Annotated in this window: 14 protein-coding genes and 1 pseudogene; 8 read left to right on the top strand and 7 right to left on the bottom strand. The window is 66.0% G+C overall.

Going from position 1 to position 19,628, the window contains the following annotated elements:
- Positions 1–180 (top strand): annotated as a pseudogene (locus tag G7B67_RS13325) (phytoene/squalene synthase family protein); the annotation flags it as partial.
- A gap of 84 nt (positions 181–264) precedes the next feature.
- Positions 265–1,191, top strand: a complete 927-nt coding sequence (gene folE2, locus G7B67_RS11770) for a GTP cyclohydrolase FolE2 (protein WP_207780922.1) — start codon at positions 265–267, stop codon at positions 1,189–1,191.
- Positions 1,192–1,233: 42 nt separating this feature from the next.
- Here the strand turns inward: folE2 and G7B67_RS11765 are convergent, their stop codons facing one another.
- On the bottom strand, positions 1,234–2,580 hold the full coding sequence (locus G7B67_RS11765; RefSeq protein WP_166212656.1) for a dihydroorotase: 1,347 nt from the start codon (positions 2,578–2,580) through the stop codon (positions 1,234–1,236).
- 14 nt (positions 2,581–2,594) lie between these two features.
- Positions 2,595–2,819 carry a membrane protein insertion efficiency factor YidD gene (gene yidD / locus G7B67_RS11760; protein ID WP_166212654.1) on the bottom strand — a complete coding sequence of 75 codons (225 nt, stop codon included), beginning with the start codon at positions 2,817–2,819 and terminating at the stop codon, positions 2,595–2,597.
- A 215-nt stretch (positions 2,820–3,034) separates the two neighbouring features.
- On the opposite strand from yidD, the gene dksA reads away from it, so the two are divergent.
- Positions 3,035–4,096 (top strand): RNA polymerase-binding protein DksA, encoded by a 1,062-nt coding sequence (gene dksA, locus G7B67_RS11755; protein WP_166212651.1) that lies wholly within the window; start codon positions 3,035–3,037, stop codon positions 4,094–4,096.
- 93 nt (positions 4,097–4,189) lie between these two features.
- Here the strand turns inward: dksA and G7B67_RS11750 are convergent, their stop codons facing one another.
- The 5 genes from G7B67_RS11750 to cysS form a co-directional block, all read right to left on the bottom strand.
- The gene (locus G7B67_RS11750; protein ID WP_166212649.1) at positions 4,190–5,062 is read right to left on the bottom strand and encodes a patatin-like phospholipase family protein; all 873 of its coding nucleotides are present in this window, start codon (positions 5,060–5,062) and stop codon (positions 4,190–4,192) included.
- A 15-nt stretch (positions 5,063–5,077) separates the two neighbouring features.
- The gene (locus G7B67_RS11745; protein ID WP_166212646.1) at positions 5,078–6,589 is read right to left on the bottom strand and encodes an FAD-dependent oxidoreductase; all 1,512 of its coding nucleotides are present in this window, start codon (positions 6,587–6,589) and stop codon (positions 5,078–5,080) included.
- 445 nt (positions 6,590–7,034) lie between these two features.
- Entirely contained in the window at positions 7,035–8,249 is a 1,215-nt protein-coding gene (locus tag G7B67_RS11740) for an MFS transporter (RefSeq protein ID WP_166212661.1), read from the bottom strand.
- A 17-nt stretch (positions 8,250–8,266) separates the two neighbouring features.
- A complete protein-coding gene (locus tag G7B67_RS11735; protein WP_166212642.1) occupies positions 8,267–8,710 on the bottom strand; it encodes a SufE family protein in 444 nt (147 codons plus the stop codon).
- Positions 8,707–10,074, bottom strand: coding sequence for a cysteine--tRNA ligase (gene cysS, locus G7B67_RS11730; protein ID WP_166212639.1), 1,368 nt, complete (start codon positions 10,072–10,074; stop codon positions 8,707–8,709). Before cysS ends, G7B67_RS11735 begins: the two co-directional genes overlap by 4 nt.
- A gap of 109 nt (positions 10,075–10,183) precedes the next feature.
- On the opposite strand from cysS, the gene G7B67_RS11725 reads away from it, so the two are divergent.
- From G7B67_RS11725 to G7B67_RS11705, 5 genes are all read left to right on the top strand, one after another.
- Positions 10,184–10,648, top strand: a complete 465-nt coding sequence (locus G7B67_RS11725) for a hypothetical protein (protein ID WP_207780921.1) — start codon at positions 10,184–10,186, stop codon at positions 10,646–10,648.
- Positions 10,649–10,726: 78 nt separating this feature from the next.
- Positions 10,727–11,323, top strand: a complete 597-nt coding sequence (locus G7B67_RS11720) for a GNAT family N-acetyltransferase (protein ID WP_166212637.1) — start codon at positions 10,727–10,729, stop codon at positions 11,321–11,323.
- Positions 11,324–11,589: 266 nt separating this feature from the next.
- Positions 11,590–16,980, top strand: coding sequence for an RHS repeat domain-containing protein (locus G7B67_RS11715; RefSeq protein ID WP_166212634.1), 5,391 nt, complete (start codon positions 11,590–11,592; stop codon positions 16,978–16,980).
- Between the two features lie 647 nt (positions 16,981–17,627).
- A complete protein-coding gene (locus G7B67_RS11710) occupies positions 17,628–17,750 on the top strand; it encodes a transposase (RefSeq protein WP_166212631.1) in 123 nt (40 codons plus the stop codon).
- Positions 17,751–18,387: 637 nt separating this feature from the next.
- Positions 18,388–19,158, top strand: coding sequence for a hypothetical protein (locus tag G7B67_RS11705; protein WP_166212628.1), 771 nt, complete (start codon positions 18,388–18,390; stop codon positions 19,156–19,158).
- The last annotated feature ends 470 nt before the right edge of the window (positions 19,159–19,628 follow it).

The following is a 19,628-nucleotide window of genomic DNA, read 5'->3' as shown; positions in this document are numbered from 1 at the left end:
GCCTGGGCGTCCAAACTGCTTGGCACCTGGCCGCCCGTGCCCCCCGGCGGCAGGCCGGTGAGGATCCTCGACGCCCTGCTGCAGGCACGCCTGCGCCGGCATGCGGCCGGCCGCGCGGGTGCCCAGCCACTGGCGCCATGGCCGGCGCTGCGCCTGGCCTGGCGCGCCGCGCGGGGCTGATGCGACACAGCGTTGCCTGGTGCTGACGGCAGCACCGGGAGCCGGCCGCTACAATGCGCACCTGTTCCTGACCGGGGCGCCGCCGTGTCGCCACCCATCTCGCCTTTGCCGCTGCCCGACGTCGCCCACGACGCCGCGCTGCTCGCGCGGCCGCTGGACTGGGTGGGCATGGAGAAGATCGCGCTGCCGGTGCGCATCGCCGATGCCGCCGGTGGCGCGGTGCAGGTTGCCGCTTCGGCCGATGTCGCCGTGGACCTGCACGATCCGCAGGCGCGCGGCATCCACATGTCGCGCCTCTACCTGCAACTGCAGCAGGCGTTCGCCAGCGAGACCATCACCCCCGCGGGCCTGCGCCGCGTGCTGCAGGGCTTCGTCGAGTCCCAGCAGGGACTGTCCACCAGTGCGCGCCTCGTGCTGCGCTACGACCACCTGCTGCAGCGTGCCGCGCTCGCCAGCGCCCATCGCGGCTGGAAGCGTTACCCGGTGGTGATCGAGGCGACCCTGCGCGACGGCCACCTGCGACTGGCACTGTCGCTGTCGATCGAATATTCCAGTACGTGTCCGGCGTCGGCGGCGTTGTCGCGCCAGCTCAATGCCGAACGTTTCGCCAGCGATTTCGCCAATGCACGGCCGCTGTCGACCGACGTGGTGCGCGACTGGCTCGCCTCCGAGCGCGGCCTGGCCGCGACCCCGCACGCGCAGCGCAGCCGCGCCGAGGTCCGGATCGAACTGCGCCCGGCCTTCGATGAACTGCCGGTGGTGGCGCTGGTCGACCTGATCGAAGCCGCCCTCGGCACGCCGGTGCAGACTGCGGTCAAGCGCGAGGACGAGCAGGCCTTCGCCCAGCTCAATGCCGAGAACCTGATGTTCTGCGAGGACGCCGCGCGCCGGATCGCCGCCGCGCTGGCGTCGGATCCGCGGATCGAACGCTTCGATGCCAGCGTCGCCCATTTCGAGAGCCTGCATCCGCACGACGCCGTGGCCCGCGTCAGCGGGCGCAACGGCGACTGATCCGCGGCCGCGCGGCGCACACGCGCGCCGCGCCGCGCCCGATCAGCGATCGAACTGCAGCCGCTGACCCTGCGGCGTGCCCGCCAGCCGCCGGCCATCCCACACCTGCACGCCGTTGACCCAGGTCGAGCCGATCGACGCATGGAAGGTCGTGCCCTCGAATGGCGACCAGCCGACCTTGGACAGCACGTCCTCGCGGCGCACCGTCAGTGGCGTGTCGTCGATGAGCACCAGGTCGGCCCAGTAGCCTTCGCGCAGGAAGCCGCGTTCGCGCACGTCGAACAGCTGCGCCGGCGCATGCGCGAATTTCTGCACCACCTGGGCATTGGTCAGGCGGCCTTCGTGCACCAGCTCCAGCGCCGCATTCAGCGCGTACTGCACCAGCGGCAGGCCCGACGGCGCCTGCAGGTAGGGGCGCGATTTCTCCTCCAGCGTATGCGGCGCGTGGTCGGTGGCGAGCACGTCGATCGAATCTTCGACCAGCGCACGGATCAGCCCTTCGCGATCGCTTGCCTCCTTGATCGCCGGATTGCACTTGATGAGGTTTCCAAGCCGCGCGTAGTCGCTGCGGTCGAAGCGCAAAAAGTGGATGCAGGTCTCGGCCGTGATCTGCTTGCGCGAGCCGTCGGCGCGGATCAGCGGGCCGTGCTCGAACAACGCCAGCTCGTCGGCGGTGCTGATGTGCAGCACGTGCAGCCGGGTGCCATGGCGACGGGCCAGCGACAGCGCCAGCTCGGTCGACTTGATGCAGGCTTCGCGCGAGCGGATGTCCGGATGCATCTCCACCGACACCGCGTCGCCGTACTGCGCCTTGTAGCGGGCGAGGTTGGCGTCGATCGTCGGGGTGTCTTCGCAGTGGGTGATGATCGGCGTCGGTGCGTCGCGGAAGATCGCGTCCAGCGTTTCCGGATTGTCGACCAGCATGTTGCCGGTCGATGCGCCCATGAACACCTTGATGCCCGGCGCGGCGCGCGGGTCGAGCGCACGGATCGCGTCGAGGTTGTCGTTGCTGGCGCCATGGTAGAAGCCGTAGTTGCCCCACGCGCGCCCCGCGGCACGGCGGTACTTGTCTTCCAGCGCGGCCGTATCCAGCGTCGGCGGCGTGGTGTTGGGCATGTCCATGAAGGTGGTCAGGCCACCGGCCACGGCCGCCGCGGATTCGGTCGCCATGTCGGCCTTGTATTCCAGCCCCGGCTCGCGGAAGTGCACCTGGTCGTCGATCATCCCCGGCAGCAGGCGGCGCCCGGCGGCATCGACCACGAGCTCGCCTTCGCGCGCCGACAATCCGCTGCCGATCTCGGCGATCCGGCCGCGCGCGATGCGCAGGTCGCCGTCGACCTCGCGGCCCTCGTTCACCAGGCGGGCATTGACGATCAGGGTATCGGGCATGCGGATGGGCCTTGTCAGTGGGAAGGGGGTGGGACCGGGTCGTGGCCGCCCGGATGCAGGGGATGGCAGCGACCGATCCGGCGCAGCGCCAGCCAGCCGCCCTTGAGCGCGCCGAAGCGGGCGATGGCGGTCATCGCGTACTCCGAACACGTGGGCACGAACCGGCAGCGCGGTCCCAGCAGGGGACTGAGCCAGCGTTTGTAGCCCCGGAGCAGATGGATGAGAAGGCGATCGATCACGATGTTTGCACGCGACAACGCCGCAGACTCGCGCGGTTGCCGCTGTAGGCCCGAGAGGGTATAACAGCGCGCTTTCCCGGCTCAAGGGAACTGAACGCCGCTGCGGCACCACCAGCCCGCGGCGTATCGGCGCGACGCGCCAGACGCATCTTTCCCGCGGCACGTACAGCAGCTTGTATGGCAGGCGGTCCAGCAGTTCAGAGGATTACTCGCTCGTGGCAGTAAAAAAACCAGTGAAAAAGGCCGCCAAGGCCGTGAAGAAGACCAGCCCGGCCGCGAAGACCGCTGCCCGCAAGCCGGCCGCGGCGAAATCCGCGCCGAAGAAGGCGCCGGCCAAGCCGGCCGTGAAGAAGCCCGTGGCCAAGGCGCCGGTGTCGAAATCGTCCGCCAGGCCGGCAGCGACCAAGCCGGCCGTGGGCAAGGCGGGCAAATCCGTCGCGCCGAAGAAGCAGCCGGCCAGGAGCGCTGCGCCGGCGAAGAAATCCGCGCCCGCGAAATCCGCGCCGGCCAGGCCGGCCCCGGTGAAGACCGCTGCGGACAAGGCAGCGCCTGCCAAGGCGATGTCGGCCAAGGCGCCGGCCGCCAAGTCGATTGGCCGCGACGCCCTGGCTGGACCGGTCAAGGTCGACACGCCGAAGCAGCCGCCGTCGACGGCCGCCCGCGCCGATGTGACGCCACGGCCGGCCGCCAAGCCCGTCGCCAAGCCGGTGGCCCGGCAGCTGGCGCAGGAAGCCACCGCCGCGCGCGGGGCGACCCCGCCGCGCCCGGCAGGCAAGGTCGCCGTTGCCGTGGCGGCGCGACCGTCGGCACCGGTGCGCAAGGACAAGGTCAAGGTCGTGCCGTACAAGACCGATCCCAACACCGGCCGCCCGATCGTCCCGCAGGGGTACCGGCCGAGCCCGGACGAGGAGTACATGGGCCCGCTGCAGGTCGAATATTTCCGCCAGCGCCTGCTGCAGTGGCGCGCCGACCTGGTCGAGGAATCCAAGCAGACGATCGAAAACCTCAAGGACGAAGTGCGCGATGTCGGCGACGAAGCCGAACGCGCGACGCGCGAAACCGAGAATTCGCTCGAGCTGCGCACCCGCGACCGTTATCGCAAGCTGATCGGCAAGATCGACAGCACGCTCAAGCGGGTGGATTCGGGCGAATACGGCTACAGCGTCGATTCGGGCGAAGAGATCGGCCTGGAGCGGCTGGAAGCGCGGCTGACCGCCGAACGCACGATCGACGAGCAGGAGCGCTGGGAGCACCTGCAGAAGCAGATCGGCGACTGACCGCCGCCTGCCTCGATCCAGTGAAGCCCCGCGACCGCGGGGCTTTTTTCTTGCGGGATGCCGGCGGGCCCCATCGAAATTCGAGGTCCCGACTCACACCGCGCGATGCCGGTGCGGCGCCAACGCCCAGCGCGGATCACGGTCGCGCAGGTCGCCTTCGAGCCACAGGTGGGTCTCCGCGTCCGCGCGGCGGATGAGTTCGGCGGTGCGGGTGAAGTCGTAGGTGTTGACGCCCAGGGGGCACAGCGGCGGGACGACCAGCAGTTCGCAGCGGCCGGCGAAGCGGTCCACGTCGGCCAGCAGCTGCCGCATCGACAGCACGTTCAGCGCATGCAGGGCGATCGCGATCGCACCATGCGGAGGCGACTTCAGCGCGCACGGCAGGCCGGTCGGCAGCACGATCACGCGCGTCGCGCCGAGCGCATGCGCCGCCGCGATCGGGGTGTTGCTGGCGATGCCGCCGTCCATCAGCGGCCGGCCATCGATGGTCACCGCCGGAAACACCGCCGGGATCGCCGCGCTCGCGAGCAGCGCCTGCGCAACGTCGCCCGACGACAAGCGGACTTCGGTGCCGTCGAGCAGGTCGGTGGCCACCACATGGCAGGGCAGGCGCGCGTTCTCGAGCCGCCGGTAGGGGAGTTCGGCTTCCAGCAAGGCCTGCAGGCGCTGCGGAAAGGCCAGGTGGTCGCGACGCCCGGCCAGGCACAGCGCCGTGCCGAGCACCGAGAACGGAAAGATGTCGGCGCGCCCCAGCCGCAGCCAGATGCGTTCCAGCCGCGCGATGCCTGCGGCGTCCGGGCTGGCGGCGTAGTAGGCGGCGTTGATCGCACCGACCGAAGCGCCGACGACGAAATCGGCGACCATGCCGCCGCGATCCAGCGCCTTGAGCATGCCCACCTGCACCGCGCCGAGGCTGCCGCCGCCGGCGAGCACGAAGGCGGTCGTGGATTGCGAGGCGGTGCCCATGGCCTGCGCTGCGGGTCAGGACTGCAGCGTGCGTTCGATGTCGAGGTTGGCCAGGTCGCGTCCGAGCGATGCGGCCGCCACCAGCACGCCCTTGCGATGGAAGCGGGCAAGGAAATCCTGGTGGGCCAGCGAACCTTCGATGCGCACCTCGTCCCAGCCTTGGCCATGGCCGGTGTAGCGCAGGTCCATTCCGTAGTGATGGGTCCAGAAGAACGGCACGTCGGTGAATGCCTGCGCGGCGCCGAGCAGGTTGGCGGCGGCGAGCTGGCCTTGCCGCTGCGCATGCACCCAGTGCTCGACGCGCACGTGTCCGCCCCCGTGCGGATAGCGCGCGACATCGCCGGCGGCGTAATGATCCGGAATCGATGTCTGCAGTTGCGCATCGACCAGGATGCCGTTGTCGACGGTCATGCCGGCGGCGGCCGCCAGCGCGGTGCGCGGCGCCACGCCGGCGCCGACGATGACGACGTCGGCGCCCACGCGCGCGCCGTCGTCCAGCAGCAGCGTGCGTCCATCGAACGACTGCACCTTGGCCTGCAGGTGGAAGACCACACCGTGGTCGCGATGCAGCTGGGTGATGAATTCGCCGAGTTCAGGGCCGAGCACGCGCTCCATCGGGATCGCCTCCGGCGCGACGACATGCACCTCCAGCCCGCGGGCGCGCAGCGCGGCCGCGGCTTCCATGCCGATGAATCCCGCGCCGACAAGGGCGACGCGATGGGCGCCCTCGCAGGCGGCGATGATCGCGCGCGCATCGGACAATGAGCGCAGCACGAAGACGTTCGGCAGGTTGAAACCGGGCGTGGGCAACGCCCGCGGTTCGGCGCCGGTGGCAATGAGAAGGCGGTCGTAGCCGATGCGCTCCCCATTGGCGGTCACCACGTGGCGCGTCCCGGTCTGGATCGCCACCACTTCGCAGCGCAGGCGCAGGTCGATGGCGTGCTCGGCATAGAACTCCGGTCCCTGCAGCGGGATCCAGTCCTCCGGCGCGGTCCCGGCGAGGAAATCCTTGGACAGGTTCGGGCGGTCGCAGGGCGGGGCGTCATCGGCGCTGAGCATCGCCAGCGCACCGTCGTAGCCGAGCGTGCGCAGCCGTTGCGCCGCCGCGAAGCCCGCCGCGCCGCCGCCGATGATGACGATCCGCGCGGCCGTGCCGAGTGCGGGTGGCGGCGGCGCGATCGGCGCGTGCTCTTCAATGCGCACGAAGACGGTGTCGCCATCGATCTCGACCTTCCAGCGCGCCAGCGGCGCAAACGCCGGTGCGCGCAACGCCGCCCCGGTGCGCAGGCTGAAACAGGCGTGGTGCCAGGGGCAGCGGATCTCCTCGCCGACGACCAGGCCGTCGGCCAGCGCCGCGCCGTAGTGCGTGCAACTGCCGCTGACGGCATGCAGGCCGTCGTCCAGCCGCGCCAGCAGCACCGGCATGCCATCGACATGGCCGGCGAGCACGCCGGCCGCGGGGATGCTCGAGAGCGGGACGCCGAGCGTCAGGTCCGGCCCGGGCGGGGGTGCATCGCTGTGTGCCATGGGGCGACTCCTTGGGTTGGGCGGCATTGCACGGGCGATGGCGTCCGCCCACTTGCCGGACGCCGCGAAGCACGCCTGTGCACTATGCCGCAGCGCCCTGGTGGCGACGATGGCATTGGTGTAAAGCGCGCAGGTAGGGGCTTGCGGCGCTAGCGCCGGGACCGGGCCGCACGCGGAAGCAGGCGTCGCCCAGTTGCGTCGTCCGGGCAAGCACAGCGCACCCGGGGCCCAGGATGCCAGTCGATGAACTTCAGGGTTCAGCAGCCGTGGTCGCGATCTCGTCGCAGCCGGACGCAGAGCCCACCGCTGCACTGGGGGCAGGCCGTTGCCGGATGCCCGCAAGCTGCGCAAGGGCGCGGCACGTGCCTGGCGCGTGTCGGGATGGAAAAGGCCGGATGCCCCACGCTTACCCGGGCTACGCCGCTTCGCTTTCCGGGACAGTGGCTCAGTGCAGTTCGCGCAGGTCCAGCCGGCGCAGTTTCGGTGCGAAGCGTGCCGTCGCCGCGACCACGCCCAGGGTCATGCAGCCGCCGAAGATCACCGAGGGCACCAGGCCCAGCAGCTTGGCCGCCAGGCCCGACTCGAAGGCGCCCAGTTCGTTCGAGGAGCCGATGAAGATGCCGTTGATCGCCGACACGCGCCCGCGCATGGCGTCGGGCGTGGCGAGTTGCAGGATCGTCGAGCGGATCACCACCGAGACGCCGTCGCACAGGCCGGAGGCGAACAGCAGCGCTGCCGACAGCCACAGCTGCGTCGACAGCGCGAAGGCGATGATGCAGACGCCGAACCCGGCGACCGCCGCGAGCAGCAGACGCCCGGCGTTGAGTTCCGGTGGCCGTCGCGAGAACCACAACCCCACCAGCACCGCGCCGACCGCCGGCGCCGCGCGCAGGATGCCGAGCGCTTCCGGGCCTTCGTGCAGGATGTCCTTGATGAAGGCCGGCAGCAGCGCCACCGCGCCGCCGAACAGCACCGAGAACATGTCCAGCGCCAGTGCGCCCAGCAGGACCTGGTGACCGAACACGAACCGCAGTCCTTCATGGATGCTCGCGAACACCGGCGTACGCGCTGCCGCCGCGCGCGGCTCGTCGACGCGCAGCAACGCCAGCGCCACCAGCGCGGCCAGTGCGAGCACGCCGGCGGTGGCATACGAGGCGCCCTTGCCCGACACGCCGACGATCAGGCCACCCACCGCGGGACCGACGATCAGTCCGAGCTGGAACACCACGCTGCCGACGCCCGCGCCACGGGCGAAGTGTCCGCGCGGCAGCACGCGCGCGAACAGCGCGTTGTAGATCGGGGTCAGGAACGCACGCACCGTGCCGGTGAGCGCGATCGCGCCGTAGATCAGCGTGGTGCCGGTCGACGGCAGCCAGCCGACGGCGATCGCCATCAGGATCCAGGCCGTCACCGCCAGGCCCGCGCACGCCACCATGCCGAGCTTGCGACGCGGCAGGTGGTCGACGAGGTAGCCGGCAAACGGCGCGACGCAGAAATACGGGATCACTTCGGCCAGTCCCACCAGCCCCAGCGCCAGCGGATCGTGCGTGATCTGGTAAATGTGCCAGCCGACGGTGACCGCGACGATCTGGTACGACAGGATCGCGAAGATGCGATAGGCCAGCAACACCAGGAAGCCGCCGCTGCGCAGGGGCGACATCCCGGGCGGCGCCGCGCTCACGCTGCCTGCCTGGCGGTGTCCTGGATGAAGTCCAGCAGCGCCGCCAGGCCGTTGTTGCGCGTGGGCGACAGGTGCTTGGCCAGCCCGATCGCCTGGATGTAGGCCGGCTCGGTGGCGAGGATCTCCTGCGCGGGGCGACCGGAATACACGCGCAGGGCGAGGAAGACCAGCCCGGACACGATCGCCGAATCGCTGGTCGCGGCGAAGTCGAGTCTGGAACCGCCACCCGACGCCACGATCCACACCATCGACTGGCAGCCGAGCAGCCGGTGCTCCTCGGTTTTCCATGCGTCTGGAAACGCCGGCAATTTGCGGCCAAGGTCGATCAGGTACTGGTAGCGCTCCGACCAGTCGCCGAAGAACGCGAACTCCTCGGCGATCGCCGCCTGCGCCAATGCCGCGGTCGGTTCCATCGGAAACGATTGGGTGAAGGCGCTCATGCCCGTTTCCAGCGCACGCCGGCGGGCGTGTCCTCCAGCAGGATGCCTTCGCCGGCAAGCTGGTCGCGGATGGCGTCGGCGTGGGCGAAGTCACGCGCCTGCTTGGCCTGCGTGCGCGCGTCGATCAACGCCTGGATGCGCGCATCGTCGTCGCCGTCGCCGCCATGGCCGAACCACGCGCCCGGCGCCTGCTGCAGCAGGCCCAGTGCGAGCCCGGCACCGAGCAGCTCCGATTTCAGCCGCTCGCGCTCGGCGGGCTGGGTTGCCCTTCGCGCGTCGCCCGCAATGCGCGCGATCTCCGACAGCGCCTGCGGCGTGTTCAGGTCGTCGTCCAGCGCCGCCTCGATCGTTGCCGGAATGACCGCCTGCGCATCGACGTCGGCCAGATCGCGCAGCGTCCCGTACAGGCGATCGAGCGTGCGCCGCGACTGTTCGATCAGCGCATCCGACCATTCCAGCGGCTGCCGGTAATGCGCCGACAGCAAGGCCAGCCGCAGCGCCTCGGGCGGATGCGCGCGCACCAGGTCGTGCACCTTCTCGATGTTGCCCAGCGACTTGGACATCTTCGCGCCGCCGAAATTGAGCATGCCGTTGTGCAGCCACCAGCGCGCGAAGATGCGGCCGCCATGCGCGCACTGGCTCTGCGCGATCTCGTTCTCGTGGTGCGGGAACATCAGGTCGATGCCGCCGGCGTGGATGTCGATGGTGTCGCCCAGGTGCGTGGCGGCCATCGCCGAGCACTCGATGTGCCAGCCGGGGCGGCCCCGACCCCAGGGCGACTCCCAGCCCGGGAGAGCGTCCGTCGAAGGCTTCCACAGCACGAAGTCGCCGGGATCGCGCTTGTAGGGTGCGACGTCCACCCGTGCGCCGGCGAGCATTTCATCGGTGTCGCGGCGCGACAGCGCGCCATAGTTGTCGAAGCTGGCGACAGAAAACAGCACATGGCCTTCGGCAGCATAGGCATGCCCGGTGGCGATCAGCTGTTCGATCATCATGATGATCGGGCCGATGTGGGCGGTCGCCGCAGGCTCCAGGTCCGGCGCGGCGACGCGGAGCGCCGCCATGTCCTCGCGGTAGGCGGCGGTGAAGCGATCGGTGATGGTGGCGATCGGCGCTTTGATCGCCTGGGCCGCGGCGTTGATCTTGTCGTCGACATCGGTGATGTTGCGTGCATAGCGCAACGCGCCGAAACGCCGCCGCAGCAGGTCGGCAAGCACGCCGAACACCACCGGCCCGCGCGCATTGCCGATGTGCACGTAGTTGTAGACCGTCGGCCCGCACAGGTACATCGTTGGGCAGGCCGGGTCCAGCGGCACGAACGGCTCGAGCCGCCGCGTCAGGCTGTTGTACAGGTGCAGGCTCATCGCGACAGGCGGCCGGAATGATCTTCGGAAGGCGATTCTAGCGGGCGCGCATGTGCGACGACAGCGCTGATTCAGCCCCTGCCACCCGCCACCGCTTACACTCGCACCGATGACCTGCCGGCACCTGTCCCTGCTGATGTCGTGCGCGCTGCCGCTCGCCGCGTCCTGCCTGCCCGCGATGGCGCAGGAGACCGTGCTGCAGGTGGAGAACGTGCGCGTCGACTACGCACGCGTGCTGCGGGTCGAGCCGGTGTTCCAGACCCTCAACGCGACCAGCGTCGAGGAGCGCTGCGATGACGACGCCGCGCCGTCGGTGGTCCCGTCCAAGGGCATCTCGCGCCTGGTCGGCAAGGTCCGCGATGCGCTGACGCCCGAGGACCGCCAGATCGCGCACGGCTCCCGCCCCGGTTGCCGGACGGTCAATGTCCAGCGCGAATACCGCCGGCCGATCGCCTACGACGTCGACTACATCTACCGCGGCATGAAATACCGGTCCCGGCTGGCCGTGGATCCTGGCAACCGCCTGCGCATCCGCGTCTCGGTCACGCCCTACCTCGCCTCCGAAGCGCGCTGAGCCGGTCGCGCAGGGCAAACCCGCGTGGCCGGCCTTATCCTTCGCCGGCGCCGTCGGGCGTGATGCCACCGGACCCCAATGACAGCCGATCCTTCCCCCGTGCCCACGTTGCGTGGCCGCCATGTCGTACTGACGCCGCTGCAACCCGGTGACGCCGAGGCACTGCGGCTGGCGGCGGCCGACGGCGCGCTGTGGCGTGAGTGGTACACCAGCGTCCCCACGCCGGACGCCATGGACGACTACATCGCCGAGGCCCTCGCCCAGCAGGCCCGTGGCGCGGCCATGGCGTTCGCCGTGCGCGATGCCGATGGCGGCATCGTGGGCAGCACCCGCTATTACGACATCGACCGCGGCGTGCCACGGCTGAGCATCGGTTACACCTGGCTCGCACAACGTGCGCAGCGCACCGGTATCAACACCGAGGCCAAGACGCTGTTGCTCGGGCACGCCTTCGAGGCCATGGGCTGCATTGCCGTGGTGCTGGAGACCAGCTGGTTCAACCACGCCTCGCGCGCCGCGATCGCCCGCCTGGGCGCCAGGCAGGACGGCGTCCTGCGCAACCATCGCCGGCATGCCGACGGCAGCGTGCGCGATACCGTCGTGTTCTCGATCCTCGACACCGAGTGGCCGGCCGTGCGCTCCCACCTGCAATGGCGGCTGGCACGGCACGCGTGACCGGCCTGCGCAGTCCAAGCACAGGCGCCGCCGCCGGGCAAGGAAAAAAATCGACGCATCGCCGGTGAATCCGGGCGGCATGCGGGTTAATCTTCGCGCCCTGCCAAGCCCGTCGCATCGGAACCGTGACCATGGTTCCGCCTGGGGAGGGGGCTGGCACCGCGACAGGACCATCGCCGCCGCGCTTGCCCGCGGCGGCGATGGCGCGCGCGTGCTGCCCATGTGGACGACGGCGAGGTGGGGTCATCCACTCTCGGGGAAGCGTCATGGGGTTGTCGTTCAAGCGTCGTATCCGCACGGCGGGATTCGTCCTGTCGTTTTCGTTCCTCGCACTGGTGGCGTTACCGCACGTTGCAAGCGCCGCGATCGACGACGTCGACCCGGCGACGGACGCAAGTACGTCCGTCCCGACCACGACAGACCCGGCGCAGGTCACCGACCCCTCGACGACCGACGGCGTGGGCGACTACGTGCCGGCGCCATCGGTCGATCCGGCGATGTCCGATTCGACCGACCAGACGGCCGATTCGACGACCGATCAGACGACCGATCCGACGACCGATCCGACGGCCGATGCATCGTTGACGACCACCACCACGATGCAGACCGCCACCCTGATCGGCGACGGCACCAGTTCGGCGGACACCGGATCGATCGCCTACGGCGAGCAGGTGCTCGGGCCGCAGAAGCACGCATCCGGCATCACCGCGCTGGGGCCGGATCTTTTTGGTGAAGAGATCAACACCTACACCGGCGGCATCGCCTTCTCGCAGACCGACCTGGCGTTGCCGGGCAACGACAGCCTGCCGGTCAACCTCACCCGGCGGCTGGTGGTCGACGGCAACAAGTCGCCGGGCTTCCTTGCGGACCTCAATCTCTGGCGCGGATACCCGTTCGGCGAGTGGGAGCTGGACCTGCCTTATCTCACGGGTACCTATTCGGAGAACGACGGGTGGGTGGTCAATACCACCTATCCGAACTCCCGTTGTTCAGGCCCAACGAGCTATGAGCAGTTCCGCCCGCGCGACGTCGGGATCAAATTATACGTCTACTTCTCGAGCTATTCGTTCTGGAACGGCATCCAGCTCAGCCTGCCGGGTGCAGGCGAGCAGCAGCTCCTTTATGGCGCTGCCGGCAATGCCTTGCCGATGCCGTCAGGAAGCTGGACCGCGCTCACCACGGCGTCGCAGTGGCACTTCGGCTGCCTGTATGGACTGAAGAGCGGCCAGCCCGGCCATGGCTTCCTCGGCATTGCGCCGGACGGGACGAGGTACTGGTTCGACTGGATGGTGAGCCATGCCGATCGCCCGATGCATGGAAGCGGCTTCATGCACGATAGCACCGGTTTCGTGCGGCGAATCACGGCGGATATGAACCGCCGCACCTATCGCCTGTATCCGACCCGCATCCAGGACCGGTTCGGCAATTACGTCACCTACACCTACGAGCAAACTCGTACTGACGGCCTCAAGCTGACAAGCATCGTAGCCAGCGATGGGCGGTCGATCACCCTGGCTTACAACGCCGGTGGGCAGGTGACCTCGGCAACGGCCGGCCCCCAGACGGTTCACTACAGCTATGACGACGGCCTGCTTTCAACGGTGATCCTGCCTGACGGCAGTGGTTGGGGCTACTCAACCAGCGCTGTAGTCGATTTGCCGCGCTTCGTGCCCCTGCTGAGTGCGGATCCCTTCGACGACGCCTTCCCATGCCAGCGGATGCGTCGCCTGGCCGGGAATGAAGCGGATCTTGTGATGGTCACCCCGTCGGGGGCGCGCGGCGTGTTCCACCTGGGGTACAACCGCCTGTTCCGTACCAATCTGAGCGGTTCGCTTGGCGAGTGCGGAACGGCCATGAACCCCCCGGGCACGCCGCCGAGTTGGCGTGACATGGAGCCCAGCAGGCCGCTGCGGTTCGACGTGCTCGCAGTGCAGACCAAGACCCTGAGCGGCGCGGGACTCGCCACCCAAGCCTGGCAATACCAGCACCACGATGCCTATCAATTGCGCCCGGGGATCGGCGATCCGATCAATGGCACCCGCACCATGACGGTCGTGCGTCCGGATGGCAGCACCGACGTGTCGGTGTTCGGCACCGATGCCATGGCCAACGAGGGCCAGTTGCTCAGTCGCGAAGTGCGCACCGCCTCGGGAAGCGTGCTGCGGCGGCAGGACAACACCTACATCACGACGGCCGAAGCCGCGCTGGCGCCGTTCCCGGACTGGATGGGCGAGCCGTTGAACTATGAAGCGGTCCGCGGCCGCGACGCTTACAACCGCCCGCTCACCCGATCCGTGGTGCAGCAGCAGGGAGAGTCTTTCACCTGGGAGGTGCCCGCAAGCTGCAACAGCAATTCGAGCGCGTGTTTCGATTCCATGGTGCGTCCAAGGTATGTCGTCAAATCGAGCTCGCTCGGCTACAAGCGCACGGAGTTCACCACGTATGCCGACAACACCAGCGCCTGGGTCCTGGGCCTGGTGACGCAGGTCAAGTGTGTATGGCCGACGACGCCGCTGCCGTCGGGCTGCGGCACGTCCGGCACGGTGATGTCGCAGACGACCTATGACCCGACCTACGCACTGCCGCTGACCAGCAAGGTCTTCGGCAAGCTGCAGAAGACGTCGACTTACGACTTCACTTCCGCGGTATCGACCGGCCAGCGCGGCACGCTGAAGACCGTGACCGACGGTAGCGGCAACACGACCACGCTGAGCAACTGGGATCGCGGCATCCCGCAGACGATCACCTATGCCGACGGCTTCCACGTGTCGGCCGCAGTGAACGATAACGGCTGGATCACTTCGGTCCAGGACGAATACGGCTTTTTGACCGGCTATGGCTACGACGCCATGGGGCGGCTGGTCCAGGTCCGTTACGCCGCCGGCGACGCCGTCGACTGGAACGACACCAACATCACCTACACGCAGCAGTCCGTGGGCCAGTACGGCCTCGGTGCTGGCCACTGGATGCGCAACGAGATCACCGGCAAGGCGCAGAAGACGACCTATTACGACGCCATGTGGCGGCCCGTGGTGGAGGTGCAGCAGGACAACAGCGACGTCGACGGCACGCGCAGCACGGTCGTGAAGCGATATGACGTGATGGGGCATCCCTCGTTCCAGTCTTATCCGATCCGTTCCCTGGCTGGCGGCTATACCAATGACGCGCTGACCGGCGTCAGCACCTTGTACGACGCGCTCGGCCGCGTGACCCAGGTCCAGCAGGATTCCGAGCTGGGCGTGCTGAAGACATCCACCGCTTACCTCGATGGCTTCATGACAAGGGTGGCCAGCCCGGGCTTGAACCGCACCTATACCCGCTATATGGCCCTGGACCAGCCGGACACCAGCTTGCCGGTGGACATCCAGGCGGCCAACAGCACGCCGAGCGAGGCCGACACCACCATCGCCCGCGACGTGTTCGGCAAGCCCCTGGCGATCACCCGCCACGACCAGGCCAATGCCGTCAGTGAAACCCGCAGCTACGTCTACGACGGCTACCAGCAGGTGTGCAAATCCGTCGAGCCGGAGACCGGCGCCACGCTGGTGGGGTATGACGGCGCCGGCAACCTCGCCTGGTCGGCGGCGGGCCTGCCCGACACCACCGCCTGCGACGCGCAGGGCGACACCGCCGACATCCTCGCCCGCCGCAGCACCCGCAGCTACGACGCCCGTAACCGCCTGACCGCACTCTCGTTTCCCGACGGGCTCGGAGACCAGGTGTGGACCTACACCCGCGACGGGCTGCCCAAGACCATCACCACCTACAACAGCGCCGACCACGGCACCCCGGTCGTCAACAGCTACATCTATCTCCACCGTCGCCTGCTGGCCAGCGAGACCATGACGCAGCCGGGATCGGACCCGTGGACGATCAGTTACGGCTACGACACCAACGGGCACCTGTCCAACCAGGCATACCCCACGTCGAGCATCCTGGATTTCATTCCCGATGCGCTCGGGCGATCGACACGCGCGGGCGTCGAGGGCGCCTCCAATCCTGACGCATGGGATGCACGCTATTTCCCGAACGGGACGCTCGCGCATTTTTCCTATGGAAATGGGGTGCGCCACGACCTGACCCTGAACGCGCGCGGCCTGGCCGATCGCAGCCGTGACCACGACAACAGCGGGTTGACGGTGCATGACGACAGCTACGACTACGACGTCGAGGGCAATGTCGTGGCGATCAGTGACGGGCGCACGAGCGCCGAACGCGGCGGCCGCCCGATCGGCGACCGGACCATGAGCTATGACAACCTCGGCCGGCTGGTCGCGGTGCAGTCGCCCCTCTATGCCGGGGTGGCCGACAACACCGTGACCTACCAGTACGACGTGCTGGACAACCTGACCCACGTCGTCGCCCCGGGCCGGGACCTGTCCTACTGCTACGACGAGCACTGGCGGCTGACCAACCTCGCCAGCGGCGGTTGCACCGGACCCTCCATGGAGGGTCTTGGCTACGACGCCCAGGGCAACGTCGCCAACCACAATGGCACCAGCTATGCCTTCGACTTCGGCAACCGCCTGCGGTCGGTGGTCTATGCCGGCGGAGCGGTGGAGTCGTACCGCTACGACGGCCTTGGCCGGCGTGTGTTCGCCTCCAGTCCTGCAGGCGAGATCCTGTCGCAATACTCACGCGACGGACAGTTGCTGTACCAGTCCAACAGCCGCAACGGGACGGCGACCGAGTACGTCTACTTCGCCGGGAGCCTGGTCAACGAGCGCGTGTTCAACACGGCCGCCGGCACGATGGCCAACCGCTATCAGTTCACCGACGCGCTGGGCAGCCCGGTCGCGGTGACCAACGGGCCGGGGACGATGCTGGAGACCAGCGAATACGAACCCTACGGCAAGGTGCTCAACCGCCCGCTGCGGGACGGGCCGGGGTATGCCGGGCACGTGGAGGATGCGCAGACCGGGCTCGATTATATGCAGCAGCGCTATTACGATCCGGGGATTGGGCGGTTCTTGAGCGTTGATCCGGTTACGGCAAACGGCAGCACGGGAGCGAACTTCAATCGCTATTGGTACGCCAACAACAATCCTTATAGCTTTACAGACCCGGATGGCCGATGCGCTGACCATTACAAAAATGGCTCATGCATGGTTAGCGTTGATTCGAGCACCGGCAAGGCGGGAATTGCAGCTGGTAAACGACTGGAGGCTGTGCTCAATAAGTACGATGGCGCGATCAACAAGCTCAACGACAAATCTCATATCCAAATCCACGACCGCAATGGCAAAACCATTGGCTCTATGACAGGCCGGGAAATCAAGTCAGTCTGGAATGGCACGCACTTCCGTGTGACTAATGAGCAGTTCAACAATGGTGGCGCAGGTGGAGGTACATCGGGCGAATGGAATGCATCCGGAATGCATGGTAATTCTGGACTAAACCCACAAGCCGTAACTTCGTACGAAGGAGGAGCGACGTCACGGGGTCTCGCTGCGCAAGTTGGCGATAACACTTTGATCTTCCACGAGCTTGCTCACGAAACTCATTTCGGCATGGATCTATCCGACAGATATCCCGCTACGACCCAGCCTGGCCCAGAGTTCTGGAAACGAGAACAGCCGACAAGTTCCACGGGCGAAGCGATGGCGCAGTCTGTGAGCGCCCCATTTAACTGCGCGATCGCAAGTGGATGCCAATGAATTTGTATCGAAAAAACTGGAGGTTGGGGCTGAAGTTGTTGGCCGTCTCGTTGTTGGTGAGTTGCACTAGTAGCCCTGAAAAGATAGGGGGTCGAGTGAAGTTCTCATCGCATGATGGGAAGTCGATTGAATTGAACTTAGCGCATCACACATTGAAGTGGCCGGATGAGAGAGTCGAGTCTTTAGTCGAATGTGGTAGTTCAAAACACACTTGCATGTATGCGGGCCGTGACTTTGCGCTGGCTTTCCCCCGGCGGTGTGGACAGGACTTGGTTGGTCGCGCCGAACATGCACGGTTTTCGAGTGTCGTGATTTCTGCTTTGCATAATGACGCATGGATTGTGTTTGATCGAAGTCCGCACCTAATGTTCCATTATTCTGCGCCAGTTGGAGTAGTCGGAATATATGTTCCGAGATCAGAGAGCTTTGACTTTCGTAGTCTATTGCGGGGCAATGGAGTGAACTTCGAATCGTCGGATTTTGATGAATACAAGATCGTGGGGGATAAGCACTTCGCGGCTTGCAATTGACGGAAGAAAAATAGGCGAAAAATAGGAGTCAGAAAAGAGCTAACGGGGTCAGAGTGAGCCACCCCTAGTTTCTCGGACACCACAAAGTGGGGACAATCCCACGGGAGGAGGTGTTCGATGACCAAGCGTCAGACGTTTACCGCGGATTTCAAGCGCGAAGCCGTGCGTTTGCTGCAAACCGGCGCCAAACCGGCCGCAGTGGTCGCTCGCGAGCTGGGCATACCGCGCAACCGGAGCTAACGGGGTCAGGTTCACTTCCTGCCTTGGACAACGAACAAGCCCGCCAAATGGCGGGCTTGTTGTTTGATCGTGAAAACAGGGTCAGAGTCGCCTTTATTCAATCGCTTTAACCTTCCGCGGCCGCCCGATCTTTTGAGGGCCAGCGGATCGGGGTCAAAGGGGACGGAGGTAATTAAGCCCGATCAAAGGGGACGGAGTGGAGCGCCTCAAAGAACGGGGTCAGGTTCACTTCCTCAATAAGTGAACCTGGAGTGGCCCGGGTTTTAACCCGCTTAGGGCGGGTTAAAACCCGCCCTAAGCGTGACCGTAGGGCGGGCCTTTGAAAACAGGGGTCAGAGTCGGCTTTATTCAATCGCATCAACCTTCCGCGGGCGCCCGATCTTTTGAGGGCCAGCGGATCGACCCAATTGCGCTTCTATCGCGCGACGGAAGCGGCCGGACCCGTAGGCATGTTGACGTTTAAAAACAGGGGTCAGAGTCGCCCTTATTCAATCGCGTGAAGCTTTAGGAAAGTCCACTCTGACCCGGGTTTCGCGTTGCACTGATGCCGCGGCCGTCGTGTGGGCCGCTTGTGAACTCTGCGTGAATCTCGGTAGACTCCGCCACTCCCTGATCATGGGAACTGGAGCAAGAGAGAATGGAAGTCAGCAAGCCAGCAGTTGCGTGCGTTGTTATAGCCATTCTGCTAGCCGCAGGCCTACTTTTAACTGCGACAAGCAACCAGCATCTTTTCGTAAGCTCTGCTGCAGATCCTGATGAGGTCGACGTTACACCTCAATTCGGTAACACGCAGGGGCCGCAAATAAACCAACAGAGCGGCCGGTCGAAACTGCCGTCGGACCCCTTTCCTGGCATCAGGAAAAGCCGAAAAGGTACAAGCCTGGATGATGACTTTTTTGGACCGCAAAGCCGCGCCGAACAGGCTTGGTTGGATCGAAACGGCTACCCCACAAAAGAACAAGTAGAAACCTATACAACTGCGTCGGATGCCGCCTTGGAGCAAGCAGCCCGTATGGGCGACAAAGTTGCGGAAGTCTTCTTGAATCAACGCAACTTAATGCTTAGGAAGGATCCAAAAGCAGAGTCAAAACTCTTGGATCAAGCTGCAAGGGGAACTACGTATGCACTGCTGGGGATGGCGGGCTATTACGCCGGCTCCAAGTCAGAAGCAAATCCGCAAAAGGCATATGCATATACGCGAGTAATTGAAATGCTCGGCGATCAGAAGATGGGATTAACCAGAGATTTCATATTGCATGGACAGCTTGACCCATTATCGCGATACCAAGCGGAGGCTTATTCCTTAGAAATCTATAACCAAGTTATTCAGAAGCGAAGGACGCTACTTGGACCTCACGCGCCAATTGTGGATCCAAGGCCGGTGACAATAAACAAGGATGGGCCATGAAGAAATTTTTATTGGTAGGGATTTCGCTTTTTGTCGGAGCTGCTGTCGCCTGCGCGGTTCATGCAATGCCGCCTTATAAAGTTGACGTTTCGTTGTGGTAGATTGCAACCGCTTGGTCGGCTGGCAACAGGACGAGTGCGGCCAATGCGGCGTTTCTTTCGTCACTTGATGAAATGGGCAAAAAAAGTTTTGGTTCAACCACCTGGAAAAGAGATGAGTTTGTCGGATACATCTACCCCACCGCGACGATCCTTGGATTTAAGGGCGCTATTCAAGTCTTTGTAGACAAGCCGTGTGATGAACCCGCGTAAGGCGGGTTAAAACCCGCCCTAAGCGTGACCGTAACCCGCGTAAGGCGGGTTAAAACCCGCCCTAAGCGTGACCGTAGGGCGGGCCTTGGCCCGCCTTCTGGAAAGCAAAAGCCCGCGTGAAGTAACGGGGTCAGGTTGGAGTGCCCCCGATTTCTCGGA

The sequence above is a fragment of the Cognatiluteimonas telluris genome (assembly GCF_011320095.1).
In the GTDB taxonomy this organism is placed as follows: domain Bacteria; phylum Pseudomonadota; class Gammaproteobacteria; order Xanthomonadales; family Xanthomonadaceae; genus Cognatiluteimonas; species Cognatiluteimonas telluris.
Note: the sequence above shows the minus strand (reverse complement) of the source record. Positions and strands in the feature narration are given on the sequence as shown.

Coding starts and splice junctions, on each gene's coding strand:
- G7B67_RS11765 (WP_166212656.1), bottom strand. CDS start 2,580: ATGCCCGATACCCTGATCGTCAATGCCCGCCTGGTGAACGAGGGCCGC.
- G7B67_RS11750 (WP_166212649.1), bottom strand. CDS start 5,062: ATGGGCACCGCCTCGCAATCCACGACCGCCTTCGTGCTCGCCGGCGGC.
- G7B67_RS11745 (WP_166212646.1), bottom strand. CDS start 6,589: ATGGCACACAGCGATGCACCCCCGCCCGGGCCGGACCTGACGCTCGGC.
- G7B67_RS11740 (WP_166212661.1), bottom strand. CDS start 8,249: ATGTCGCCCCTGCGCAGCGGCGGCTTCCTGGTGTTGCTGGCCTATCGC.
- G7B67_RS11735 (WP_166212642.1), bottom strand. CDS start 8,710: ATGAGCGCCTTCACCCAATCGTTTCCGATGGAACCGACCGCGGCATTG.
- cysS (WP_166212639.1), bottom strand. CDS start 10,074: ATGAGCCTGCACCTGTACAACAGCCTGACGCGGCGGCTCGAGCCGTTC.
- G7B67_RS11725 (WP_207780921.1), top strand. CDS start 10,184: ATGACCTGCCGGCACCTGTCCCTGCTGATGTCGTGCGCGCTGCCGCTC.
- G7B67_RS11720 (WP_166212637.1), top strand. CDS start 10,727: ATGACAGCCGATCCTTCCCCCGTGCCCACGTTGCGTGGCCGCCATGTC.
- G7B67_RS11715 (WP_166212634.1), top strand. CDS start 11,590: ATGGGGTTGTCGTTCAAGCGTCGTATCCGCACGGCGGGATTCGTCCTG.
- G7B67_RS11710 (WP_166212631.1), top strand. CDS start 17,628: ATGACCAAGCGTCAGACGTTTACCGCGGATTTCAAGCGCGAAGCCGTG.
- G7B67_RS11705 (WP_166212628.1), top strand. CDS start 18,388: ATGGAAGTCAGCAAGCCAGCAGTTGCGTGCGTTGTTATAGCCATTCTG.